This window comes from Stenotrophomonas sp. MMGLT7 (assembly GCF_021168555.1).
Taxonomy (GTDB): domain Bacteria; phylum Pseudomonadota; class Gammaproteobacteria; order Xanthomonadales; family Xanthomonadaceae; genus MMGLT7.
Genome location: NZ_JAJOZS010000018.1, coordinates 37432 through 60050, shown reverse-complemented (window position 1 = coordinate 60050; position 22619 = coordinate 37432). Strand labels below are relative to the sequence as shown.

The window sequence follows — 22619 nt, the reverse complement described above, 5'->3', positions numbered from 1 at the left end:
GAGAGCGGCCAGTACGATGAGTCGGATCATCGCCGCATGATGCCACCGGCGTCGTTGCGGCATGAAGACCGCGGACTCAGCGCAGCGCGTCGACCGCGCCCCAGCTCTCGCCGAAGTCGCGCCAGTAGCGGCCGTCGAAGGCCTGCAGCGGATGGAAGCGGCGCTTGTAGTCCATCTTGTCGTGGCCGCGGATCCAGTAGCCCAGGTACAGGTAGGCATGGCGGTCGCGGCGGGCCCATTCGATCTGCCGCAGGATCGCCAGCGTGCCCAGCCCGCGCTGCGCCGCGTCCGGCTCGTAGAAGGTGTACACCGCCGACAGCGCATCCTCGGTGACGTCGGTCACCGCCACCGCCAGCAGGCGGCCGCGGCGTCCGGCCGGCGCCGGCTCGCGCAGTTCCAGGAAGCGCCCGTGCGACCAACTGCCGATCAGGAACTGGTCGAACTCCTGCGCACCGTGGCCATCCATGCCGCCGCCCTGGTGGCGGCTGCGCAGGTAGCGGCGGTAGAGCTCGAACTGTTCCTCGCTGCGTTCGGCGGCGACGATGCGGCCGACGACGTCGGCGTTGCGTGCGGCGCAGCGGCGCTGGCTGCGGTCGGGAACGAAGTCGTGCGCCGGGATGCGCACCGGCACGCAGGCGCGGCAGAGCGGGCAGCTGGGGCGGTAGACCAGGTCGCCGGAGCGGCGGAAGCCCCATCCCAGCGCCAGCGGATACACCGTGCCCAGGCGCGGATCGTTGGGATCCAGCACCAGGTCGCGTGCCGGCCGCTCCGGCCAGTAGCCACAGGGGTGCTCGCCGGTCTGGAACAGCCGCAGGTCGTCGGAGCTGGCGCCGTGGATGGCCATGGCCGGCAGCATAGCGCCAGCGCGTCGCAATGTTCGCGACTGTCCGCCGGATGAACACGGCAACCGACCGGTCAACCGTGTCCGCCGCGGCCCGTTGACCTCACCATTGGCACGGCCGCAGCAGGCTGCCGCTGCCAACGGCACCCGCGTCGCTGTACGCGGAACTTCGGGTTTCACCGTCATACGGAGCAGATTCCATGACCCATCGCACCCCCCTGATCGCCCTGGCCGTACTGGCTGCGCTCTCCACCGGCGCGTTCGCCGCCACCCCGGCCGTCAAGCCCGACCCGCAGCGGCATGGCCTGGCCTCGCTGGACAAGAACAACGACGGCTTCGTCGACCGCAGCGAAGCGGCCGCCAGCCCGCGCCTGGCCGCCGCCTTCGATACGCTGGACAAGAACAAGGACGGCAAGCTCTCGCGCGAGGAACTGCGCGAGGCCCGGCAAGGGCGTCGCGGCCCGGGCGCGCACAAGCCCGGCGGGCACGAGGGTGGCTTCGCCCGGCTCGATGCCAACAAGGACGGCCGCGTCAGCCGCGAGGAGGCCAAGGCCGATGCGAAGTTCGCCGAGCGCTTCGACAGCATGGACGTCAACAAGGACGGCTTCGTCGACAAGGCCGATTTCCAGGCCCGCGCACAGCAGCATCGCGACCGCTGGTTCGCCGAGGCCGATACCGACAAGGACGGCAAGCTGAGCAAGGCCGAGTTCGACGCGGCCTCGGCCAAGCGCCCGGCCTTCGGCCCGCACCGGCCGAAGCCGCCCAAGGCCCCGGCGGCGCAGCCGGCCGGCTGAGCCAGCCGCGTCGGCCGAAGCACCACAGGCGCCGATCGACATGCCGCCCCGGGGTTTCCCGGGGCGGCTTTTTCGTGGGCGCCAGGCCTTGCCGGCGGATCACGCCCCGGCCCGGCGCACGGCCCAGCTGCCGCCTGCGACGGCGGCAATGGCCAGCACCAGCGCGAACAGCGTCGCGCCCGTCGCCAGCCCGACGGCATCGACCAGATACCCGGTCGCCACCGGCAGCAGGCCGGCGGGGATGTAGCCGCCGATGTTGAGCACGGCATTGGCTTGCGCGCGGTGGCTGTCCGGCACGTGCAGGCCGATCAGGCTCAGTCCGCCGAGCTGGCCCAGTCCCTGGCCGACACCGGCGAGCAGCGCCGAAGCGATCAGCGCCGGGACCAGCGAGGCGTGCAGGGCCAGCGCCAGGCTCGCCATTGCCAGCACGGTGGCGGCGGTGCTGGCGGCGAAGATGCGGGCGACCGGCCACTGCCGCACCGCGAACTGCACCCCGACCGCGGCGAAGAACATCGCGCAGGCCATGCCGCCGGCGAGCAGCGGGCTGCGCACCTCGAGCAGCCGCGCCAGCAGCGACGGCCCCAGCGCCAGCACGAACGAGGTGGCGGTGATGCCGGGGCCGAAGGTGGCGATGCCGCACAGCACGTGCCGGCGGTTGGCGGCGGGCACCTGCGGCAGGCGCAGGCGAAGCGGTCGCGCTGCCGATGGACGCCGGGCCGGCAACCGCAGTGCCACGCCGAGGGCGCTGAGCAGGACCAGCGCCTCGACGGCGAAGATCGGCAGTACCGGCCGCGCCAGTGCCTGTGCCAGTCCGCCCGCCAGCAGCGGTCCCAGGCCCGCGCCCAGCACCATCGCGATGGACGCCAGCAGCGCCGCCCGCCGCTTGTGCTGCACGCCGCCGGCATCGACCACCGCCGCCATCCCGGCCGAGACGATCACGCCCACGGCCACGCCGGCCAGCAGCCGGCCCGCGGCGAGCATGCCGATCGACGAGGCACCGGCGAACAGGCCGCAGGCGACCAATGCAGCCAGCAGCCCGGGCAGCAGCAGCGGTCGCCGCCCGTAGTGGTCCGACAACTGGCCGGCCACCAGCAGCGTGCCCAGCAACCCGGCGATGTACAGCGCGAAGATCACGGTCAGCATGCCGGAGGAAAACCCCATCTGCTCCTGCCAGTGCACGTAGAGCGGGGTGGCCGAATTCGACAGCATGAAGACCGCGGTGACCATCCACGCGGCCGCCCACATGCCGGCCGTGGAGGCGGCTTGCGTCGCCTGGGCGCCGCTGGACCTGGGGGAAATCGGCATGACGGCGTTCCTGTACGAGATTTTTCGAACTATAGCCTAGTTCGATGAAACTCGTACAAGTGCTATAGTCGCTCCGCCATGAGGACGAAACCCATCGGCGCCTCGCCCGGAGAACCGGCCGATGCGCCCGCCCGGCTGCCGCCGCCGCTGGCGGAACCGGCTGTCGAAGAGCTGCGGCTGGAGACCATCCTGGGTGCCCTGGCCGATCCCCTGCGCCTGACCATCGTGCACAAGCTGATGCGCGAGTCGGATGCCTACGACCACCCCTGCGGCTGGTTCGGCTTCGACCGGCCCAAGTCGTCGCTGACCCACCACTTCAAGGCGCTGCGCGAAGCCGGGGTGATCCGCCAGCGGCAGTACGGCCTCGAACGGCGCAGCCGCCTGCGCCGCGAGGACCTGGACGCGCGCTTCCCGGGATTGCTGGCGCTGGTGGAGAACTGGCGGCCGCCCGCCGCTGGCCGCAAGCGCACGGCCTAGGTACCGGGCATCGCGAGCGCCCGGACGATCACGAACGCGGCGAGCGCCGGCGCCGCCGGGTCCGGGGCGCTGACACGCAAGCCGTCCGGTCCGGGCGTTCCCTCGCCACCCGCTAGCGCGGGCCTGGCTTCTCGCTCGCCATGGCGCGGCCTGCCTGCAGCGCCAGCAGGCGGCGGCGCAGCGCGGGATCGTGCGCGTACAGGTACAGGCCATGGATCGCGCGTGTCATCAGCACGTTGATCGCGTTGAGCATGATGCGCCGCTTCACCGCCTCGGGATCGGCGAGCTGCGCCTTGCCCTGGAAGGCGGCGCCGTCCTCGTACCTGGACGGGTCGAGCACGATCTCCCCGCGCTGCTCGTCCCATGCCAGCGAAGGCCCGAGGATCAGGCCGACGTAGTTCAGGTCGAATCCCTGGATCGTATAGACCGAGCCGACCTCGTCGATGGTGTCCTCGCGCTCGGCCCACGGCAGCCGCTCGTCCGGCTTGGAGCGGTCCCAGCGCAGCCGGAAGCGGCCTTCCTCGATGAAATGGTCGCGGCCATCCAGCTTGTAGGGGTAGTCGTAGGTCGAGAGCATGCGCGACAGGCCGCAGCGTGCGTTCCTGTCCCGGACCGCGTCGTACATCGCCTGCGCGTCGTCGAATACCTTCAGTTCGAAAGCGTCGCCGCCGGCTGCGGCGCGCGGCAGCGGCAGCAGCCGGCCGCGGCCGAAGGCCTCGATCCAGCGCCGCACCGCCGCATCGGCGCGCATCCTGAACTGGCGGCGCAGCACATGCACCTCGTGCGGCCAGCGGGCGATCAGCGCATCCAGGTCGCCCGGGTTCCACAGGCTCTTGAACTTGAGCACCTGGCCGGCGTCGAACACCAGCACCACGATGCGCGCCAGCCGCACGATCTCCTCCAGCTGGTTGTCCTGCACGAAGCGGTTGTAGCGGTCGCTGCGGGTCAGCAGCAGGTGCGCCTCGTCGACCAGCACGATGTCGGCCGTCCTGCCGCTGCCGTGCATGCGGTTGATGAAGCTCGTCGGCCGTTCGTAGTCCTTCTTGCGCAGGCTGGGCTGGCCGTCGGCGGCGTTGCGGTAGGCCTTGATCATCTCGGCGTGGTTGACGAGAAGATAGTTCGCGCTGCCGTACAGCGGGCCGTGCGGCTGGGTGCGGGCGGCCGCCTGCAGGTCGCGGAAGATCGAGTTCAGCAGCACGCTCTTGCCGGTCCCGGCGTCGCCCTGGATGACCAGCAGCGCATGCCGGTCGTCGGCATGCGCGCGGATGAAGCCTTGCACCGCGCGCTCGAGTGCGCGCTGCTCGGCGGACAGGGTCTTTTCCGGCGACAGCTTGAAGCTGGCCTGGTTGGTTGCGGACATGCTCGGGGGAAGGCAGGAACTCGTCGGGGATCTGTGGCCGCCGCCGGCTCTACTTGCGCGGGGATTGCCCGGCGAACCGCCGCGGTGCACGCGATAGTCTACCCCTCCGTGCCTGGCCGCCTGCGCCCGATGCCCCGTTCACGATCTCGGGACGGATGCAGCAGATGCCGATCGCTCGCTATGGCTCGGGAATGACAAGCAGCGCCAGTCACCGGTAGGAGCGACTTCAGTCGCGATGGGGCGCTACCGGCAAAGCCCCATCGCGACTGAAGTCGCTCCTACGGGAGATCGTGGAGATCGTGGACGGGTTCTCAGCCGGGCGCGTGCAACGCGGGCAGAACGGCGGCGAGCACCGCGGCGTTGCTGATCACGATGGCGGCCGGGCCGAACGTAAGGTGGTAGCCGAGCTGGCGCCGCAGCGCGGTGCGCGGGTCGCGCAGGCGGTCGCGCTCGAGCAGCGGCTTCATCACCCGGCGCAGCGGCACGATCATCTCGTAGTTGACGATCGCCATGGTCACGGCCATTGCCGCAAGCGCGGGCCAGTGGCTGTCGCACAGCCACAGCGTGGCGACGATGGCGCCCACGCCGATGAACGAGCGGCGCATGTAGCGGTGGTAGCTGGCGGTCAGCCGGCGCCGTTCGGCCTCGTTCTCGGTGTAGCGGAACAGCACCATGCGGCACAGGTAGTAGGCCAGCATGCCGCCGCCGATGCCGCCGAGCAGTCCGCCCAGCGCACCCGCGGCGCCCGTACCGGCGCCGAGCTTGCCGGCAATGCCGCCGGCGAGGCTGCCGCCGGCCATGCCCAGTCCGGTGGCGGCGGCCGGTTTGCTGAAGATGCCCGCCGCGGTGGTGACGACGACCGCGAAGCCGGCGCCGGGTGCGGAACTGCGCGCGAACTCGCCGAAGCGCCGCAGCAGCTCCTCGCGCACGCTGCCGCGTGCCCGCGACAGGCGCTTGCGCACGGCCGCGTCGCTCAGCCCCAGCAGCGCGGCCACCTGCTGCGAGCTCTGGCCTTCGCGGTAGTACAGCAGCAGCGTCTCGCGGCTGTCCTCGGGCAGGGCCGAGATGATCTCGGCGGCGGCGGCTTCTTCCTCGACCTGGAGCAGCTGGTCGGCGGGCGAGGGCGAGGGATCGGCGGCCATGCCGATGGCGATCTCCGCCGCCTCGCCGCTCAGCGGCCGGCCACGCTGCGCGCGCAGCCAATCGCGCGCCAGGTTGCGGGTGATCTGCCGCAGCCAGGGCAGGAAGCTGGCCGTGTTGTTGAGCCGGCCGAGCTGCTGCCAGGCCTTGAGGAAGGCGTCCTGGGCGATGTCCTCGCTGGCGTGCACGTCGCGGGTGATCGCCAGTGCGATCGCGGTGACCGTGTTCTGGCAGGCGGCGACGATCCGGCCGTAGGCCTGCGTGCAGCCGCCGCTGGCGGCCGGCAGTTCGCGTTGCAGCATCAGTTCGAGGGTGTCTGCCTTCATCGCCGGCTCCATTGCGGGATGCCTCCATGACGCAACCCGGCGCCGGATGTGACCGCTCAGCGCTGCGGCTGCACCGGCTGGATGCGCACGCGCGAGTCGTCCTGCGGTTCCTGCGCGGGAGCCTGCTGCGCCGGGGCCACCTCCGGTGGGGGGGGCGGCGGACGCAGCCCGCGATGGCGCAGCACGATGAACAGCGCCACCGCGCCGATCACCAGCAGCAGGGCGATGCGGATGCGCCAGGCCCAGGCGGAGCCGCGCGTCGCCGCCGTGCCGTCGCGGAAGCTGTATTCGGCCTCGGGCAGGTCGCGGCGGGTGGTGTCGAGCAGGCGGGCCTGGCGCAGCAGCTCGCGCGCGCGCGGCTGGTCGTCGGCACGCACGATCCACACCGTCGGCTGCTTGCGCGCGTCCACCGGGTCGAGGTAGCTGAACTGGCCGCTGCGGCGGCCGCGGTAGGAGCGGCCGTTGCTGATATGCACCTCGATGCCGGCATCGCGCAGCAACTGCGCCACGCCTTCCACCGTCTCCACCCGCTGGCTGCTGAATATCTGCCGCATGTCAGGGCATTCCATCGATTCCCGAGCAGGCCGCGCCGTTCCTGCGCGTGCCCGGGGCTGGCGAGAGGGAGGACGTGGACCTGCGTCCACGCCCTGGCGATGACGCGGCCCCGGGCGCGCGCAGGAGCGGCCCTTCGGGTCGGGCCTGCAGCGCTGCCATCCGGCGCCGCGTGGCCTGATCCCCGCTTTCGCGGGCGCAGGGCTCCGACGGCCCCCCAGGCGCTGCGCCACGCAACACCGGCCGACGGCCCTGCAGGCGCAACGCGACCAGTCCGAGAGTCGATGGCATGCGCTAGTCCTTCGCCGGCACGGCGGCGGCGCTTGCGCGGTCGTGGACCACGCGGATCAGGCCTTCCTGCGCGGTGCTGGCGATCAGCCGGCCGTCGCGGCTGAAGAACTGCCCGCGCGCCAGTCCGCGCGAATCCTGCGCGCTCGGGCTGTCGAGCGAATACAGCATCCATTCGTCCACCCGGAACGGGCGGTGGAACCACAGCGCATGGTCGAGCGAGGCCATCTGCACGTTGGGCGTGTAGTAGCTGATGCCGTGCGGGAAGGTGGCCGTGCCCAGCAGGTGGAAATCCGAGGCGTAGGCCAGCAGCGCCTGGTGCAGTTCGGGCGCATCGCCGACCGCTTCGTTCAGGCGCAGCCATATCTGGTGGAACGGCGGGCGACGCGGCGGCTGAAGCTCGTCGCGCGGATGCACGTGGCGGAACTCGAACGGGCCGCCGCGCTGCAGCCAGCGCTGCACCTTGGTCGGCAGTTTGGCCAGCACTTGCGGCGCCACCGCCGGGGAGGGGGCGATCTCCTCCGGCTGCGGCACCTGCGGCATCTTCGCCTGGTGCTCGGCGCCGCTCTCCTGTTCCTGGAACGAGGCCGCGCAGAAGAAGATCACCTTGCCGTGCTGGATCGCGGTGACCCGGCGCACCGAGAAGCTGCCGCCGTCGCGGGTGCGGTCGACGTCGTAGACGATGGGATGGTCGATGTCGCCGGCGCGCAGGAAGTAGGCATGCAGCGAATGCACGTGGCGGCCGTTGTCCACCGTCGTCTGCGCCGCCGACAGCGCCTGCCCCAGCACCTGTCCGCCGAACACGTACTTGGTGCCGATGTCGCGGCTCTGGCCGCGGAACAGGTTGTCCTCCAGCCGCTCCAGGGTGAGCAGGTCGACGAGTTCGGATACGGGTTCGGCGCTGACGGACAAGGACTGGACCAGGGGAACGGGAGCCGGCGATTATAGCGGCCACTCCGCCGCGCCCCCGGGGCGGCGCTGAACGCTGGCCTTGCGTTCGCGGCGACACGGCAGGCGATGCCCGGTCGCGCATATGGCGGGGCCGAGCCGCCCGGCGAGCAATGGCTATTTCGCCCGCTCCGGCCATTGGCCTATGGTGGAGCGCCGTTGCTGCCGAGCGCTGCCATGAAACCTGTCGCGTTGCTGTCCTGTGTCTTACTGGCCTCGCTCGCGGCCTGTGCGCCGCAACAGGCGCCGCCTCCCGCCGCCGCGCCGGCGGACGCGTCCGCGCCCATCGATCCGGCCTACCTGGCCTCGATCGAACAATGGCGCGGCGAGCGCGAGCGGAAACTGCGCGACCCGCAGGGCTGGCTCAGCTTCGCCGGCTCGGGCCAGGTCGCCGCCGGCGCGCACAGTGTCGGCAGTGCCGCCGGCAACGACATCGTCGTAGCCAAGGGGCCGGCGAAGTGGGGCGTGCTGCGGCTCGGCGCCGACGGCGGGCTGCGCTTCGACGCGGCGCCGGGTAGCGGCGTGACGGCGGACGGCCGTTCCTTCGATTCAGTGCCGCTGCTGACGCAGCTCGACGAGGGCGGCCCGACCCGGATCGAGGCCGGGCCGCAGTGGTTCTACGTGGTCAAGACCGGCGACATCCATGGCTGGCGCTTCCGCGATCCGCAGTCGCCGGCATTGCAGGCTTTTGCCGGCGTGCCCCACTTCCCGGTGGACCCGTCGTGGCGCATCGAGGCGGACTGGCATCCCTATCCCGAGCCGGTACCGATCGAACTGCTGACCAGCAACGGCACGCTGGAGCCGGCGAAGGTGCCGGGGCAGGCCGAGTTCGAGCGCGACGGCCGGCGCTACACGCTGCGGCCGATCCTGCAGGAGGGCGACGACGCCCTGTTCTTCATCATCGCCGACCGTACCAGCGGCCGCGAGACCTATGGCGGCGCCCGCTTCCTGTACGCCCCGCCGCCGCGCGACGGCCGGCTCGTGCTGGACTTCAACCAGGCGCAGAACCCGCCGTGCGCGCTGAACGGCCATGTCGTATGCCCGACCGCTCCGCCGGAAAACCGGCTGGACCTGCGCATCGCCGCCGGCGAGAAGACCTATCCGCTGGCGCACTGATGCGCCTGCGCGCGGGTGCCCGCCGGTGCGTCGCAATTGCTTCCAGGGGCGCCGTGCCTTTGGCAGCGCCGGGATTGCAGCCCGGACTCGGATCCCGAGGCGTTGCAGCCGGGCTCGATGATTCCCGGACAGCCGTGGGGTGGACCCCGGTCCACCCTCCCGGGGCCTGCCCAGGCCAGCGGCGTGACGGCGTGCCGTCGGCCCGGGGGAGGGCGAAGCGCGACCATGGCTCGATCTTTCGTGGCGCGCGGCTGCGCCATGGCGGTGCGAATACCTGGTGGCGGGGCCGAGGCCCGCCCCATGTGCGGACCGGGCCTACTTCTTCAGTCTCTCGACCAGCGCGTGCAGGGCCTGCTGGGTGTCGGCGGCGTACCAGTCGTCGACGAAGCGGTCCAGGCCGATCAGCCCCGGCTGCAGGGCCTGGGCCACCCCGGCGCGGGCGATGGCGCGGGTCCGCAGCATGGGCTGGCGCGGCAGCTTCAGCAGCGCCTGCAGCCAGGCGACGGCGCGCGGCACCACCAGTTCGCCATCGACCAGTTCGTCCACCAGACCGATCTCCCGCGCGCGCTCGGCCGGCACCATCGCTCCGGACACCAGCAGGCGTTCGGCGCGATGCGCGCCGACCACGCGCCGCAGCAGGCGCTGGATGCCTTCCGGCGCGACCAGCCCGACCTGGACTTCGTTCAGGCCGATGGCGAACGGCGAGGCCGGGTCGGGGCTGCGCGCCATGATCCGGTAGTCGCAGCACAGCGCCAGCACGCAGCCGCCGGCCGGGGCGTGGCCGGTCAGCCCCGCCACCACCGGCACGCGGCTGTCGCCCAGCGCGCGCGCCACGCCGAAGAAGGCGTTCCAGCTGTCGAGCAGGCGGGCGCGGTCGACGCCATGGGAGAGCAGGTGCGGCACGTCCAGCCCGGCCGAGAAGATGCGCTCGCTGCCCGACAGCACCACGCCGTGGACGTCGTCGGTCATGGCCTGGTCCAGCGCGGCGGCCAGGGCACGGCACAATTCGTCGTCGAGCGCGTTGACGGGCGGCCGCGCCAGACGGATCTCGCGGATCGGGCCATGGTCCTGGATCTGCACGGATGCGCTCATTCACTGCCTCCCGGATGTGGCTGGCTATCATAGCCGGCATGGACCTGCGCCCCTTCCGGATGGCTGTCCTGACCCTGGTTGCCCTCGCGGCGCCGGCCCTGTGCGCGTCGTCGGTCGGGCCCGCCGGATGCCTGCGGCTGGAAGCCGGCTGGGCGCGCGCGATGCCGGCGATGTCGATGGCGGCGGGCTACGGCGTGCTGCGCAACCGGTGCCGGTACCCGGTCGTGGTGGTGGCCGCACGCAGTCCCGACTTCGGCGAGGTGACGCTGCACGAGAGCACGCAGAAGGACGGCATCAGCCGCATGCGCGAGATCGGCAGGTTGCCACTTGCGGCCGGCGGCGAGGCGGTCTTTCGCCCCGGCGGCCTGCATCTGATGCTGATGCGGGCCACGGGCGGCTTGACCGAGGGCGCACGGCTGCGCCTGTCGTTCGAACTGGAGGATGGCAGCCAGGCACCGGCGGAGTTGAGGGTCGCGCGAAGCGCGCCGCAGCCGTAGATCCTGTTGCTGAACTGCTCGCCTTCCCGTCGTGAAAGCGGATTCCCTTCTCCCGCTTGCGGGGGAAGGTGGCGCGCAGCGCCGGATGGGGGTGCTTTTGCTGTTGCTTTCCCATGCTCCAGGCAGCCCCCATCCGCCCTTCGGGCACCTTCCCCCGCAAGCGGGAGAAGGATGGGGAAGGGGATTCACGTGGGACGATAGCCGGCCTCGGTCCCTCAGCTCGACGCGGCGCGGATCGCCTCCGGCAATGCCGCGCTCTTGCCGGTCTGGGTATCCATCCACACCACCACCACGTTGCCGTCCGAGTACAGCACGGCCTCGTCCTTCTGGTCGACGATGCGGTGGCCGATGGTCACCGAGCTGTTGCCCAGGCGCTCGACGAACAGCTCCACCAGGATGTCGTCCGGCCATACCAGCGGGCGGCGGTAGTTGACGTTGGTCGCCGCCACCACCGGGGCGATGCGGTCGCCCATGGACACCCCGGGCACGGTCAGCATCCAGCGCACTCGCGCCTCCTCCAGGTACGACACGTACTTGGCGTTGTTGACGTGGCCCATGCTGTCCATGTCGCGCCAGCGCACGCTGATCGGGATGCGCGCCAGGATCTTGTGCTCGCGGGTCTCGCTCATCGGGAAGCCTTCTTCTTGGCAGGGGTCTTCTTGGCGGCGGCCTTGCCGGCGCTCTTGTTCTTGCGCGGTGGCAAGGCCGAGGGCTTGTTGGCCATCGCCGCCGGCCGCTCGGGGCGCGCGGCGACCGAGGGCAGCATCCTGGCCAGGAACTGGCCGGTGTAGGAGTTCGGGGCGGCCGCCACTTCCTCCGGCGTGCCGGTGACCAGGATGGTGCCGCCGCGGTGGCCGCCCTCCGGACCGAGGTCGACGATCCAGTCGGCGGTCTTGATCACGTCCAGGTTGTGCTCGATCACCACCACCGTGTTGCCCTCGTCGCGCAGCTTGTGCAGCACCGCCAGCAGCGCCTCGATGTCGTGGAAGTGCAGGCCGGTGGTCGGCTCGTCGAGGATGTACAGGGTGCGCCCGGTATCGCGCCGCGACAGCTCCTTGGACAGCTTGACGCGCTGCGCCTCGCCGCCGGACAGGGTGGTCGCGCTCTGGCCGAGCTTGACGTAGCTCAGGCCCACGTCCACCAGCGTCTCCAGCTTGCGGGCGATCGACGGCACCGGCTCGAACAGCTTGAGCGCGTCCTCCACCGTCATCTCCAGCACGTCGCTGATGTTGTGGCCCTTGTAGAGGATCTCCAGCGTCTCGCGGTTGTAGCGCTTGCCGTGGCAGACGTCGCAGGGCACGTACACGTCCGGCAGGAAGTGCATCTCCACCTTGATCAGGCCGTCGCCCTGGCAGGCCTCGCAGCGGCCGCCGCGCACGTTGAAGGAGAAGCGCCCGGGCGAGTAGCCGCGCGCGCGCGCCTCCGGCACCTGCGCGAACAACTCGCGCAGCGGCGTGAACAGACCGGTGTAGGTGGCCGGGTTGGAGCGTGGGGTGCGCCCGATCGGCGACTGGTCGATGTCCACCACCTTGTCGAACAGGTCCAGTCCGTCGATCTCGCGGTACGGCGCCACCGGATGCGAGGCGCCGTTGATCTCGTTGGCGGCAAGGGTGAACAGGGTGTCGTTGACCAGGGTCGACTTGCCCGAGCCGGACACGCCGGTCACGCAGGTCATCAGCCCGGCCGGGATGTCCAGGTCCACGCCCTTGAGGTTGTTGCCGCTCGCGCCGCGCAGGTGCAGCGTCATCTTCGGGTTCGGCTTGTGCCGGCGCGCCGGGATCTCGATGGCGCGCTTGCCCGACAGGTACTGCCCGGTCAGCGAGCGCGGCGCGTCCAGGATGTCCTCCAGCGTGCCCTGGCCGACGATCTCGCCGCCGTGCACGCCGGCGCCGGGGCCGATGTCCAGCACGTAGTCGGCCAGGCGGATCGCGTCCTCGTCGTGCTCGACCACGATCACCGTGTTGCCGAGGTCGCGCAGGCGGGTGAGGGTGCCCAGCAGGCGCTCGTTGTCGCGCTGGTGCAGGCCGATCGACGGCTCGTCGAGCACGTACATCACGCCCACCAGGCCGGCGCCGATCTGGCTGGCCAGGCGGATGCGCTGCGCTTCGCCGCCGGACAGGGTGTCGGCCTTGCGCTCCAGGGTCAGGTAGTCCAGCCCGACGTCGACCAGGAAGCCGAGCCGCTCGCCGATCTCCTTGACGATCTTGGCGGCGATCTCGCCGCGCCAGCCGGGCAGCGAGAGCTGGCGGAAGAACGCCAGCGCGTCGTCCACCGGCAGCACCACCAGCTCGGGCAGCGCGCGGTCGGCGACGAACACGTTGCGCGCGGCCCGGTTCAGGCGCGCGCCGCCGCATTCCGGGCACGGCCGTTCGCTGACGTACTTGGCCAGCTCCTCGCGCACCGCCGGCGACTCGGTCTCGCGGTAGCGGCGCTCGAGGTTGGGGATGATGCCCTCGAAGCGGTGCTTGCGCTGGGTGCGGCCGCCGGCCTCGGTGAAGTAGGTGAAGGTGACCGCTTCCTCGCCGCTGCCGTACAGCACCGCGTGGCGCACGCTCTCCGGCAGCGACTGCCAGGATGCGTCCACGTCGAAGCGGTAGTGCTTGGCCAGCGAGGCGATCAGCTGGAAGTAGTAGGCGTTGCGGCGGTCCCAGCCGCGCACCGCGCCGGCGGCCAGCGACAGCTCCGGGTGCACCACCACCTTGGCCGGATCGAAGTACTCGGCCATGCCCAGGCCGTCGCAGCCGGGGCAGGCGCCGGTGGGGGCGTTGAACGAGAACAGCCGCGGCTCCAGCGCCGGCAGCGAGTAGTCGCACACCGGGCAGCTGTACTTGGAGGAGAACAGCTGCGGCGCGGCCGGGCCGGCGCCGTCCGGCGCCGGGTCCAGCGACTGCACCGAGGCCATGCCGTCGCCGAGCTTGAGCGCGGTCTCGAAGCTCTCGGCCAGCCGCTGCTTGATGTCCTCGCGCGGGCGGAAGCGGTCGATCACCGCCTCGATGGTGTGCTTCTGCCGCAGCGCCAGCGCCGGCACCGCGTCGATCTCGTACAGCTCGCCGTCCACCCGCACGCGCACGAAGCCCTGCGCGCGCAGCTGCTCGAACACCTGCGCGTGCTCGCCCTTGCGGTCGCGGATCACCGGCGCCAGCAGCATGTAGCGCCGCGCCCGGCCTTCCTCGGTGTCGCCCAGCGCCAGCACCTGGTCGACCATCTGGCTGACCGTCTGCGCCTCCAGCGGGTAGCCGTGGTCGGGGCAGCGCGGCTGGCCGACGCGGGCGTACAGCAGGCGCAGGTAGTCGTAGATCTCGGTGATGGTGCCGACGGTGGAGCGCGGGTTGTGCGAGGTCGACTTCTGCTCGATCGAGATCGCCGGCGACAGCCCCTCGATGTGGTCCACGTCCGGCTTTTCCATCACGCTGAGGAACTGCCGCGCATACGCCGACAGCGACTCGACGTAGCGGCGCTGGCCCTCGGCGTAGATGGTGTCGAACGCCAGCGACGACTTGCCCGAGCCGGACAGGCCGGTGATCACGATCAGCTTGTCGCGGGGCAGGTCGAGGTCGAGGTTCTTGAGATTGTGCGTCCGCGCACCGCGGATGCGGATGTATTCCATCGCCATGGGGGATCCGATGTCGGGCCGGCAGGGACGGGTGTCCGTGCCGGCAAGGGGGCGAGCATGCTCAACGTTGGGTCGGCAATCGATCAGCCTACCCAGCTTGTCAGGTGGGGGCAATTGCCGCTTTTGCCAGCCTGCGGGGCGCGGCCGGCGCGGCGCGGTCCGGCCTTGCCCGCCAAGGTTTCCCGTTCATGGGGGCGGCTTGACCGTAACCCGCCGGGGCGACTACAATTCCGCTCCTGTCTGCCCGATCCGGGTACGGCAGGGGCGACCACAATAACTACAGAGGAAGTCTGGTCATGTACGCAGTACTGGTAACCGGCGGTAAGCAATACCGCGTGGCGCAGGGCGAAACGCTCCGCGTCGAGAAGCTCGATGCCGAAGCCGGCAACGAGATCACCTTCGACAACATCCTGTTGCTCGGCGACAGCGATGGCATCAAGCTCGGAGATGCGCTCAAGGGCGCGAGCGTCACCGCCAAGGTCGTGGCCCAGGGCCGCGCCGACAAGGTGCGCATCATCAAGTTCCGCCGCCGCAAGCACCACATGAAGCACCAGGGGCACCGGCAGTACTACACCGAAATCGAGATCACCGGCATCGCCGCCGGCGACAGCAAGTAAGGAGAAGACGTCATGGCACACAAAAAGGCTGGTGGTTCCACCCGTAACGGCCGCGACTCCAATCCGAAGTACCTCGGCGTGAAGATCTTCGGCGGCCAGGCCATCGAGGCCGGCAACATCATCATCCGCCAGCGCGGCACCCAGTTCCATCCGGGTACCGGCGTGGGCCTGGGCCGCGACCACACCCTGTTCGCGCTGGTCGACGGCAAGGTGGAGTTCACCACCAAGGGCCCGAAGAAGCGACGCACCGTCAGCGTGGTCGCCGAGGCCTGATCGCCTCGCGCAGGAACCCGGCTACGGCACGGGATCCGACGCCAAGAGCCCCGCTTCGGCGGGGTTTTTCGTTGGAAGGCCGGGATTCGGGAGTGGAGATTCGGGATTCGCAAAGGCGTGTCCCGGTGTCCTGTCCGACCCTGGCGATGTTGCAAAATGGGATTTGGCGCGGCGATCGGAACGTTGCGCCAATCCCCAATCCCCACTCCCCAATCCCGGCCTTGAACCCATGAAACTCGTAGACGAAGCTGAAATCCAGGTGATCGCCGGCAACGGCGGCAATGGCTGCGTCGGCTTCCGGCGCGAGAAGTTCATTCCGCTCGGCGGCCCGGACGGCGGCGACGGCGGCAATGGCGGCAGCGTCTGGCTGCAGGCCGACGAGAACCTCAACACGCTGGTCGACTTCCGCCACGAGCGCATCTACAAGGCGCAGCGCGGCGAGAACGGCATGGGCCGGCAGATGTACGGCAAGGCCGGCGAGGACCGCGTCATCACCGTGCCGGTGGGGACGGTGGTGATCAACGTCGATACCGACGAGGTGATCGGCGACCTGGTGCGCCATGGCGACCGCCTGCTGGTGGCCAAGGGCGGCAAGGGCGGCCTGGGCAACATGCACTTCAAGAGCTCGGTCAACCGCGCGCCGCGGCAGGCGCTGCCGGGCGAGGAGGGCGAGGAGCGCACGCTCAAGCTGGAGCTCAAGCTGCTGGCCGACGTCGGCCTGCTGGGTTTCCCCAATGCCGGCAAGAGCACCTTCATCCGCGCGGTCTCGGCGGCCACGCCGAAGGTGGCGGACTATCCGTTCACCACCCTGTATCCCAACCTGGGCGTGGTCAGCGTGGAGCCGCACCACAGCTTCGTGATCGCCGACATCCCGGGCCTGATCGAGGGCGCGGCCGACGGCGCCGGCCTGGGCGCGCAGTTCCTGCGCCACCTGCAGCGCACCCGCCTGCTGCTGCACCTGGTGGACATCTCGCCGATGGAAGGCGGGGTCGAGGGCGTGTCGCCGGTCGAGCAGGTGCGCGCGATCGAGCGCGAGCTGGAGCGGCACGATCCCGAGCTGCTGGCCAAGTCGCGCTGGCTGGTGCTCAACAAGGCCGACCTGATGTTCGAGGACGAGGCGCGGCAGGCCGCCGAGGCGATCGTCGCCGAACTGGGCTGGACCGGGCCGTGGTACCTGGTGTCGGCGCTGGGTCGCGAGGGCACCTGGCCGATCATGAAGGACGTGATGGCCTTCTTCGACCGCCAGCGCGAGGAGTCGGAGGAGCAGGACGCGTGAGCGCGGTTGTAGGAGCGACTTCAGTCGCGATGGAGCTCTCCCGGGAAAGCCCGGTCGCGACTGAAGTCGCTCCTGCCGGGTTTCCTCCCGGACTCCGGGCAACAAAAAACCCGGCCGGGGCCGGGTCTTTTCGCGCCGTCGGCGGTCAGGCCGCCAGCGGCAACGCCGGATCAGGCGGCCTTGATGGCCTTGATGCGGGCGGTCAGGCGGCTCTTGTGACGGGCAGCCTTGTTCTTGTGGATCAGGCCGCGCGCGCTGAAGCGATCCAGGATCGGCTGGGCGACGGCGAAGGCGGCTTCGGCGCCGGCTGCGTCGTTGGCGTCCAGCGCCTTGATCACTTTCTTGACAGCGGTGCGCAGCATCGAGCGCTGAGCCGTATTGCGCGCGTTGCGCACGACGGTCTGCTTGGCGCGCTTCTTGGCGGACTTGATATTGGCCACGTTGGTGGTTTCCTGAAAAGCGGTGTGGTGGAAAAAAGCAAGCGCGAAATTATGAAGGTCCCGAATATCCACGTCAAGTCGGTTGTCAAGGGGGGCGGTCGATGAGCTCCCCCCGCATGCTTCGCGGGCTGCTTTCGTTCAGCAGCATGACCATGGTCTCGCGCGTGCTGGGGCTGGTGCGCGACCAGGTGATCTCCACCCATTTCGGCGCCAACGCGGTGACCGACGCCTTCTGGGTGGCGTTCCGGGTGCCGAACTTCCTGCGCCGGCTGTTCGCGGAGGGGTCCTTCGCCACCGCCTTCGTGCCGGTGTTCACCGAGGTGAAGGAGACCCGCTCCCACGCCGAACTGCGCGAGCTGATGTCGCGTGTGTCCGGCACCCTGGGCGGCGCGCTGCTGGTGGTCACCGCGGTGTGCCTGCTGTTCGCGCCGCAGCTGGCCTGGCTGTTCGGCAGCGGCGTCGGCACCGACCCGGCCAAGCAGGGGCTGCTGGTGGATCTGTTCCGGCTCACCTTCCCGTTCCTGCTGTTCGTGTCTCTGACCGCGCTGGCCGGCGGCGCGCTCAACAGCTTCCAGCGGTTCGCGATGCCGGCGCTGACGCCGGTCATCCTCAACCTGTGCATGATCGCCGGCGCCCTGTGGCTGGCGCCGCGGATGCAGGTGCCGATCCTGGCACTGGGCTGGGCGGTGCTGGTGGCCGGCATCCTGCAGCTGTTGTTCCAGTTGCCGGCGCTGCGCGGCATCGACCTGCTGACCCTGCCGCGCTGGGGCTGGCGGCACTCGGGGGTGCGCAAGGTGCTGACGCTGATGGTGCCGACCCTGTTCGGTTCCTCGGTGGCGCAGATCAACCTGCTGCTCGATACGGTGATCGCCGCGCGCCTGAGCGACGGTTCGCAGTCGTGGCTGTCGCTGGCCGACCGCTTCCTGGAACTGCCGCTGGGCGTGTTCGGCGTGGCCCTGGGCACGGTGATCCTGCCGGCGCTGGCGCGCCACCACGTCAAGACCGACAGCGACGGCTTCTCGGCCTCGCTGGACTGGGGCCTGCGCACGACCCTGCTGATCGCGGTGCCGGCCATGCTCGGGCTGCTGCTGCTGGCCGAGCCCTTGATCGCCACGTTCTTCCAGTACCGCGAGTTCACCGCCTTCGACGTGCGCATGACCGCGCTGTCGGTGTACGGGCTGAGCTTCGGCCTGCCGGCGTTCGCCCTGCTCAAGGTGGTGCTGCCGGCGTTCTATTCGCGCCAGGACACGAGCACCCCGGTGCGCGCCGGCGTGGCGGCGCTGGTCGCCAACATGGTGCTGAACTTCGTGTTCCTGGCGGTGCTGTACCAGATCATGGTGCCGGACGCGCTCAAGGCCCAGGGGGTGATGGCCGCGCTCGGCCAGCAGCCCGGCCTGCACCTGGCGCTGGGCATCGCCAGCGCGCTGTCCAGCTACCTCAACCTGCTGCTGCTGTGGCGCTGGCTGGGCCGGACCGGCGTGTACCGGCGCAGGCCGGGCTGGGGCGGCTACCTGCTGCGGCTGGCGCTGGCCTGCGCGGCAATGGTCGCCGTGCTGGCGACCCTGCTGTACTGGCTGCCGGGGTTCACCGGCATGCACAAGTGGCAGCGCGCCGGCTGGCTGGCGGTGCTGGTATGCGGCGGCGGCGGCATGTACGTCGCCGCGCTGCTGGCGCTGGGTTTCCGCCCGCGCGACCTGCGCGGGCATTGATCGGCGATGGCCCGGCTATACTTCACGGCTCCCTATCGCAATGAGCCGGCCCGTGGGCCGGATTCCGGTTTGAATGAGCAGGCTGTTTAGAGACGTCGACGGCGGGGTGCTGTACCCGCACGGGAGCGTGGTCTGCATCGGTGCCTTCGATGGCCTGCACCTGGGCCACCGCGCACTGGTGCGCCATGCCGAATCCCGCGCGCGCGCGCTCGGCGTACCGGCGGTGGCGGTGAGCTTCGAGCCGCTGCCGCGCGAGTTCTTCGCCCCCGATGCGCCGCCGCCGCGGCTGACGCTGGCGCGCGACAAGGTGCTGGGGCTGCGCGCGCTGGGCGTGGACGGCATCGGCCTGCTGCGCTTCGACCGCCGGCTGGCGGCGCTCGCCGCCGAGGATTTCGTGCGCCGGACGCTGGTCGGGCGGCTGTGCGCGCGCGAGGTGTGGATCGGGCCGAAGTTCCGTTTCGGCAATCGCCGCGGCGGCGACCTGGCGCTGCTGCAGGCGCTGGGCGCCGAACTGGGCTTCGTCGCCGGCGAGATCGAGCCGGTACACCTGCACGGCGAGCGCATTTCCAGCACGCGGATCCGCGAACTGCTGCTGGCCGGCGGCTTCGAACATGCCAGCGAGCTGCTGGGGCATCCCTACGCCATCGGCGGGCGGGTGGTGCACGGCAAGCAGCTGGGGCGCACGCTCGGCTTCCCCACCGCCAACCTGCGCTTCCCGCACACGCCGGCGCTGGCGGGCATCTATGCCACCTGGGTGCACGGGGTGTTCAGCGATTCCGGCAGGAGCGTGCCGTGGCCGTCGGTGTCCAGCTTCGGCACCCGGCCGACCGTGGCCGGCGTCGAGCCGCTGCTGGAGGCGCACCTGTTCGACTACCGCGGCGACCTGTACGGTCGTCATATCGAGGTCGAGTTCGTCGCCAAGCTGCGCGACGAGGAGAGGTTCTCCGGGCTGGACGCCCTGACCGAGCAGATGCATCGCGACGCCGAACAGGCGCGTCGCATCCTTTCAGAAAAACGACTGCGAGCCACCGCGTGAGCCAGGACTACAAAGCCACCCTCAACCTGCCGGCGACGGATTTCCCGATGCGCGGCGACCTGCCCAAGCGCGAGCCGGACACGCTGGCGCGCTGGGAGCGCGACGGCCTGTACCGGCAGCTGCGCGAGAACGCCAAGGGCCGGCCGCTGTTCGTGCTGCACGACGGCCCGCCCTACGCCAACGGCGCGATCCACCTGGGCCACGCGGTCAACAAGATCCTCAAGGACATCATCGTCAAGTCGCGCTACCTGGCCGGCTTCGACGCGCCGTACATCCCGGGCTGGGACTGCCACGGCCTGCCGATCGAGATCGCCATCGAGAAGAAGTACGGCAAGGTCGGGGTCAAGCTCGACGCCACCGAGTTCCGGCAGAAGTGCCGCGAGTACGCGACCGCGCAGATCGACCTGCAGCGCCGCGACTTCAAGCGCCTGGGCGTAGTCGGCGACTGGGACAACCCGTACAAGTCGCTGGACTTCCGCTTCGAGGCCAACGAGATGCGCGCGTTGGCCAGGATCGTCGACAACGGCCACCTGGCACGCGGCGTCAAGCCGGTGCATTGGTGCTTCGATTGCGGCTCGGCGCTGGCCGAGGCCGAGATCGAGTACCAGGACAAGGTATCGCCGGCGGTCGACGTGGCCTATGCGGCGCGCGACGGCCAGGCGCTGGCGGCGCTGTTCGGCGCCGGCCTGCCGGCCGGCGTGGAGGTGGCGGTGCCGATCTGGACCACCACGCCGTGGACGCTGCCGGCCTCGCTGGCGGTGTCGCTGGGGCCGGACCTGGACTACGTGCTGGTCGAAGGCCCCGCACGCGACGGCCAGCCGCGCTGGCTGGTGCTGGCCGAGGCGCTGGCGGCCACCGCGCTGGCGCGCTACGGCATCGACGAGGTGGTGGTGCACGGCCGCGCCCCCGGCGCGGCGCTGGACGGCGTGCTGCTGGCGCATCCGTTCTACGATCGCGACATCCCGGTGATCCTGGGCGACCACGTCTCGGCCGAGGACGGCACCGGCGCGGTGCACACCGCACCCGGCCACGGCCAGGAAGACTACGTCGTGGCCCGGCAGTACGGCCTGCTGGAACGCTACAACGCCTCGCAGATCAACCCGGTCGACGGCCGCGGCGTGTACCTGCCGACCACGCCGCCGGCCGGCGACACCGTGCTCGCGGGCCTGCACATCTGGAAGGCCAACGACGTGCTCGTCGAGGTGCTGCGCGGCAACGGCACGCTGCTGGCGTACGCCAGGATCGAGCACAGCTACCCGCACTGCTGGCGGCACAAGACGCCGGTGGCGTTCCGCGCCACCCCGCAGTGGTTCATCTCGATGGACCAGAACCACCTGCGCGCCGATGCGCTGACCGCGATCGAGGGCGTGCGCTGGTACCCGGCCTGGGGCCAGGCGCGCATCGCCGGCATGGTCGAGGGCCGCCCGGACTGGACCATCTCGCGCCAGCGCACCTGGGGCGTGCCGATCGCGCTGTTCATCCACCGCGTCACCGGCGACCTGCACCCGCGCAGCACCGAGCTGATGCGCCAGGTCGCCGACCGCGTGGAGCAGGACGGCATCGACGTGTGGTACTCGCTCGATGCGCGCGAGCTGCTGGGCGAGGAGGCCGAGCAGTACGACAAGGTCACCGACATCCTCGACGTCTGGTTCGACTCGGGCGTCACCCACGAGGCGGTGCTGGCCGACCGTGGCCTGCCCAAGCCGGCCGACCTGTACCTGGAAGGTTCCGACCAGCACCGCGGCTGGTTCCAGTCCTCGCTGCTGACCGGGGTGGCGCTGGACCGCGCCGCGCCGTACCGGCAGTGCCTGACCCACGGCTTCACCGTGGACGAGCATGGCCGCAAGATGTCCAAGTCGCTGGGCAACGGCATCGAGCCACAGGAGATCATGAAGACCCTGGGCGCGGACATCCTGCGCCTGTGGATCGCCTCGGCCGACTACAGCAACGAGATGTCGCTGTCGCAGGAGATCCTCAAGCGCAACGCCGACGCCTACCGCCGCATCCGCAACACCGCGCGCTTCCTGCTCGGCAACCTGCACGGCTTCGACCCGGCGCGCGACCTGCGCCCGCTCGACGACATGGTCGCGCTGGACCGCTGGATCGTGCATCGCGCCTGGGAGCTGCAGGAGAAGATCGCTGGCGCCTACGAGCGCTACGACTTCGCCGAGATCGTGCAGGCGCTGCTGAACTTCTGCAGCGTCGACCTGGGCTCGCTGTACCTGGACGTGACCAAGGACCGCCTGTACACGATGGCCGCCGACTCGCGCGGGCGCCGCTCGGCGCAGAGCGCGATGTACCGCGTGGCCGAGGCGTTCGTGCGCTGGATCGCGCCGGTGCTGAGCTTCACCGCCGACGAGCTGTGGGGCTACCTGCCGGGCGAGCGCGCCGGCAACGTGCTGTTCGCCACCTGGTACGACGGCCTGGCGCCGCTGCCGGCCGACGCGGCGCTGTCGCCGGCCGACTTCGAGCAGTTGCTGGTCCTGCGCGAGCAGGTGGCCAAGGTGCTCGAGCCGATGCGCGCCAACGGCGTGATCGGCGCGGCGCTGGACGCGGAGATCACCGTTGCCGCCGACGCCGCCACCGCGGCGCGCTGGCAGCCGCTGGCCGAGGAGCTGCGCTTCCTGTTCATCAGCGGCGACGTGACGGTGACGCCGGCCAGCACCGACGACATCTTCGTCAGCGCGCAGCCGACCTCCAAGCCAAAGTGCGTGCGCTGCTGGCACCACCGCGACGACGTCGGCACCGACCCGCGCCACCCGGAGCTGTGCGGCCGCTGCGTGAGCAACATCGAGGGGCCGGGCGAGGACCGGCGCTGGTTCTGACCGCGTGTTCCCTTCTCCCGTCGGCGGGAGAAGGTGGCGCGCAGCGCCGGATGAGGGCCGTTCGCGGCGTGTCCGGCGTTCTTTCCTCATCCGC

At 70.6% G+C, this 22619-nt stretch carries 20 protein-coding genes; 10 read left to right on the top strand and 10 right to left on the bottom strand.

The window, feature by feature from the left end; all coding sequences use genetic code 11:
• Window positions 1-76 precede the first annotated feature (76 nt).
• A complete protein-coding gene (locus tag LRX76_RS17200; protein ID WP_231806853.1) occupies window positions 77-844 on the bottom strand; it encodes an arginyltransferase in 768 nt (255 codons plus the stop codon).
• Between the two features lie 197 nt (window positions 845-1041).
• On the opposite strand from LRX76_RS17200, the gene LRX76_RS17195 reads away from it, so the two are divergent.
• Window positions 1042-1635 (top strand): EF-hand domain-containing protein, encoded by a 594-nt coding sequence (locus LRX76_RS17195; protein ID WP_331716791.1) that lies wholly within the window; start codon window positions 1042-1044, stop codon window positions 1633-1635.
• A gap of 99 nt (window positions 1636-1734) precedes the next feature.
• Here the strand turns inward: LRX76_RS17195 and LRX76_RS17190 are convergent, their stop codons facing one another.
• Window positions 1735-2940 (bottom strand): MFS transporter, encoded by a 1206-nt coding sequence (locus tag LRX76_RS17190; protein WP_231806852.1) that lies wholly within the window; start codon window positions 2938-2940, stop codon window positions 1735-1737.
• A gap of 78 nt (window positions 2941-3018) precedes the next feature.
• Here LRX76_RS17190 and LRX76_RS17185 point away from each other — a divergent pair, with 78 nt between their 5' ends.
• A complete protein-coding gene (locus LRX76_RS17185; RefSeq protein ID WP_231806851.1) occupies window positions 3019-3417 on the top strand; it encodes a transcriptional regulator in 399 nt (132 codons plus the stop codon).
• Window positions 3418-3529: 112 nt separating this feature from the next.
• Here the strand turns inward: LRX76_RS17185 and LRX76_RS17180 are convergent, their stop codons facing one another.
• The 4 genes from LRX76_RS17180 to tesB all read right to left on the bottom strand — a co-directional run bounded on the left by LRX76_RS17180 (window position 3530) and on the right by tesB (window position 8007).
• Window positions 3530-4777 (bottom strand): DUF2075 domain-containing protein, encoded by a 1248-nt coding sequence (locus LRX76_RS17180; RefSeq protein WP_231806850.1) that lies wholly within the window; start codon window positions 4775-4777, stop codon window positions 3530-3532.
• Between the two features lie 311 nt (window positions 4778-5088).
• Window positions 5089-6243, bottom strand: a complete 1155-nt coding sequence (locus LRX76_RS17175) for a sigma-70 family RNA polymerase sigma factor (protein ID WP_231806849.1) — start codon at window positions 6241-6243, stop codon at window positions 5089-5091.
• A gap of 56 nt (window positions 6244-6299) precedes the next feature.
• Window positions 6300-6797, bottom strand: a complete 498-nt coding sequence (locus tag LRX76_RS17170; protein ID WP_231806848.1) for a pathogenicity-like protein — start codon at window positions 6795-6797, stop codon at window positions 6300-6302.
• Window positions 6798-7089: 292 nt separating this feature from the next.
• Complete coding sequence (gene tesB, locus LRX76_RS17165) at window positions 7090-8007, bottom strand: acyl-CoA thioesterase II (protein WP_231806868.1); 918 nt, start codon at window positions 8005-8007, stop codon at window positions 7090-7092.
• A gap of 201 nt (window positions 8008-8208) precedes the next feature.
• Between tesB and LRX76_RS17160 the strand changes: the two genes are divergently transcribed.
• Complete coding sequence (locus LRX76_RS17160) at window positions 8209-9147, top strand: DUF1684 domain-containing protein (RefSeq protein WP_231806847.1); 939 nt, start codon at window positions 8209-8211, stop codon at window positions 9145-9147.
• Between the two features lie 315 nt (window positions 9148-9462).
• On the opposite strand, the gene LRX76_RS17155 is transcribed toward LRX76_RS17160, so the two are convergent.
• Window positions 9463-10239 carry an enoyl-CoA hydratase/isomerase family protein gene (locus LRX76_RS17155; protein WP_231806846.1) on the bottom strand — a complete coding sequence of 259 codons (777 nt, stop codon included), beginning with the start codon at window positions 10237-10239 and terminating at the stop codon, window positions 9463-9465.
• A gap of 38 nt (window positions 10240-10277) precedes the next feature.
• Between LRX76_RS17155 and LRX76_RS17150 the strand changes: the two genes are divergently transcribed.
• Complete coding sequence (locus LRX76_RS17150; RefSeq protein WP_331716790.1) at window positions 10278-10736, top strand: copper chaperone PCu(A)C; 459 nt, start codon at window positions 10278-10280, stop codon at window positions 10734-10736.
• 215 nt (window positions 10737-10951) lie between these two features.
• Here the strand turns inward: LRX76_RS17150 and LRX76_RS17145 are convergent, their stop codons facing one another.
• Together LRX76_RS17145 and uvrA are read right to left on the bottom strand one after the other, a co-directional pair.
• A complete protein-coding gene (locus tag LRX76_RS17145) occupies window positions 10952-11365 on the bottom strand; it encodes a thioesterase family protein (protein ID WP_231806845.1) in 414 nt (137 codons plus the stop codon).
• The gene (uvrA, locus tag LRX76_RS17140; RefSeq protein ID WP_231806844.1) at window positions 11362-14349 is read right to left on the bottom strand and encodes an excinuclease ABC subunit UvrA; all 2988 of its coding nucleotides are present in this window, start codon (window positions 14347-14349) and stop codon (window positions 11362-11364) included. The genes LRX76_RS17145 and uvrA overlap by 4 nt, the downstream gene beginning before the upstream one ends.
• A 296-nt stretch (window positions 14350-14645) precedes the next feature.
• Between uvrA and rplU the strand changes: the two genes are divergently transcribed.
• From rplU to cgtA, 3 genes are all read left to right on the top strand, one after another.
• A complete protein-coding gene (rplU, locus tag LRX76_RS17135) occupies window positions 14646-14966 on the top strand; it encodes a 50S ribosomal protein L21 (RefSeq protein WP_231806843.1) in 321 nt (106 codons plus the stop codon).
• Window positions 14967-14978: 12 nt separating this feature from the next.
• Window positions 14979-15239: a 50S ribosomal protein L27 gene (rpmA, locus tag LRX76_RS17130; protein WP_231806842.1), complete on the top strand. Its 261-nt coding sequence runs from the start codon at window positions 14979-14981 to the stop codon at window positions 15237-15239.
• 229 nt (window positions 15240-15468) lie between these two features.
• A complete protein-coding gene (cgtA, locus tag LRX76_RS17125) occupies window positions 15469-16515 on the top strand; it encodes an Obg family GTPase CgtA (protein ID WP_231806841.1) in 1047 nt (348 codons plus the stop codon).
• Between the two features lie 170 nt (window positions 16516-16685).
• On the opposite strand, the gene rpsT is transcribed toward cgtA, so the two are convergent.
• A complete protein-coding gene (gene rpsT / locus LRX76_RS17120) occupies window positions 16686-16955 on the bottom strand; it encodes a 30S ribosomal protein S20 (RefSeq protein ID WP_057629708.1) in 270 nt (89 codons plus the stop codon).
• A gap of 116 nt (window positions 16956-17071) precedes the next feature.
• Between rpsT and murJ the strand changes: the two genes are divergently transcribed.
• The 3 genes from murJ to ileS all read left to right on the top strand — a co-directional run bounded on the left by murJ (window position 17072) and on the right by ileS (window position 22525).
• Window positions 17072-18664 (top strand): murein biosynthesis integral membrane protein MurJ, encoded by a 1593-nt coding sequence (murJ, locus tag LRX76_RS17115; protein ID WP_231806866.1) that lies wholly within the window; start codon window positions 17072-17074, stop codon window positions 18662-18664.
• A gap of 73 nt (window positions 18665-18737) precedes the next feature.
• Window positions 18738-19700 (top strand): bifunctional riboflavin kinase/FAD synthetase, encoded by a 963-nt coding sequence (locus LRX76_RS17110; protein ID WP_231806840.1) that lies wholly within the window; start codon window positions 18738-18740, stop codon window positions 19698-19700.
• On the top strand, window positions 19697-22525 hold the full coding sequence (ileS, locus tag LRX76_RS17105; RefSeq protein ID WP_231806839.1) for an isoleucine--tRNA ligase: 2829 nt from the start codon (window positions 19697-19699) through the stop codon (window positions 22523-22525). The genes LRX76_RS17110 and ileS overlap by 4 nt, the downstream gene beginning before the upstream one ends.
• Window positions 22526-22619 lie beyond the last annotated feature (94 nt).

What these genes read in the sequence shown, in the direction of transcription:
- LRX76_RS17200 (WP_231806853.1), bottom strand. Translation starts at nt 844, where the DNA reads ATGGCCATCCACGGCGCCAGCTCCGACGACCTGCGGCTGTTCCAGACC.
- LRX76_RS17195 (WP_331716791.1), top strand. Translation starts at nt 1,042, where the DNA reads ATGACCCATCGCACCCCCCTGATCGCCCTGGCCGTACTGGCTGCGCTC.
- LRX76_RS17190 (WP_231806852.1), bottom strand. Translation starts at nt 2,940, where the DNA reads ATGCCGATTTCCCCCAGGTCCAGCGGCGCCCAGGCGACGCAAGCCGCC.
- LRX76_RS17185 (WP_231806851.1), top strand. Translation starts at nt 3,019, where the DNA reads ATGAGGACGAAACCCATCGGCGCCTCGCCCGGAGAACCGGCCGATGCG.
- LRX76_RS17180 (WP_231806850.1), bottom strand. Translation starts at nt 4,777, where the DNA reads ATGTCCGCAACCAACCAGGCCAGCTTCAAGCTGTCGCCGGAAAAGACC.
- LRX76_RS17175 (WP_231806849.1), bottom strand. Translation starts at nt 6,243, where the DNA reads ATGAAGGCAGACACCCTCGAACTGATGCTGCAACGCGAACTGCCGGCC.
- LRX76_RS17170 (WP_231806848.1), bottom strand. Translation starts at nt 6,797, where the DNA reads ATGCGGCAGATATTCAGCAGCCAGCGGGTGGAGACGGTGGAAGGCGTG.
- LRX76_RS17160 (WP_231806847.1), top strand. Translation starts at nt 8,209, where the DNA reads ATGAAACCTGTCGCGTTGCTGTCCTGTGTCTTACTGGCCTCGCTCGCG.
- LRX76_RS17155 (WP_231806846.1), bottom strand. Translation starts at nt 10,239, where the DNA reads ATGAGCGCATCCGTGCAGATCCAGGACCATGGCCCGATCCGCGAGATC.
- LRX76_RS17150 (WP_331716790.1), top strand. Translation starts at nt 10,278, where the DNA reads ATGGACCTGCGCCCCTTCCGGATGGCTGTCCTGACCCTGGTTGCCCTC.
- LRX76_RS17145 (WP_231806845.1), bottom strand. Translation starts at nt 11,365, where the DNA reads ATGAGCGAGACCCGCGAGCACAAGATCCTGGCGCGCATCCCGATCAGC.
- uvrA (WP_231806844.1), bottom strand. Translation starts at nt 14,349, where the DNA reads ATGGCGATGGAATACATCCGCATCCGCGGTGCGCGGACGCACAATCTC.
- rplU (WP_231806843.1), top strand. Translation starts at nt 14,646, where the DNA reads ATGTACGCAGTACTGGTAACCGGCGGTAAGCAATACCGCGTGGCGCAG.
- rpmA (WP_231806842.1), top strand. Translation starts at nt 14,979, where the DNA reads ATGGCACACAAAAAGGCTGGTGGTTCCACCCGTAACGGCCGCGACTCC.
- cgtA (WP_231806841.1), top strand. Translation starts at nt 15,469, where the DNA reads ATGAAACTCGTAGACGAAGCTGAAATCCAGGTGATCGCCGGCAACGGC.
- murJ (WP_231806866.1), top strand. Translation starts at nt 17,072, where the DNA reads ATGCTTCGCGGGCTGCTTTCGTTCAGCAGCATGACCATGGTCTCGCGC.
- LRX76_RS17110 (WP_231806840.1), top strand. Translation starts at nt 18,738, where the DNA reads ATGAGCAGGCTGTTTAGAGACGTCGACGGCGGGGTGCTGTACCCGCAC.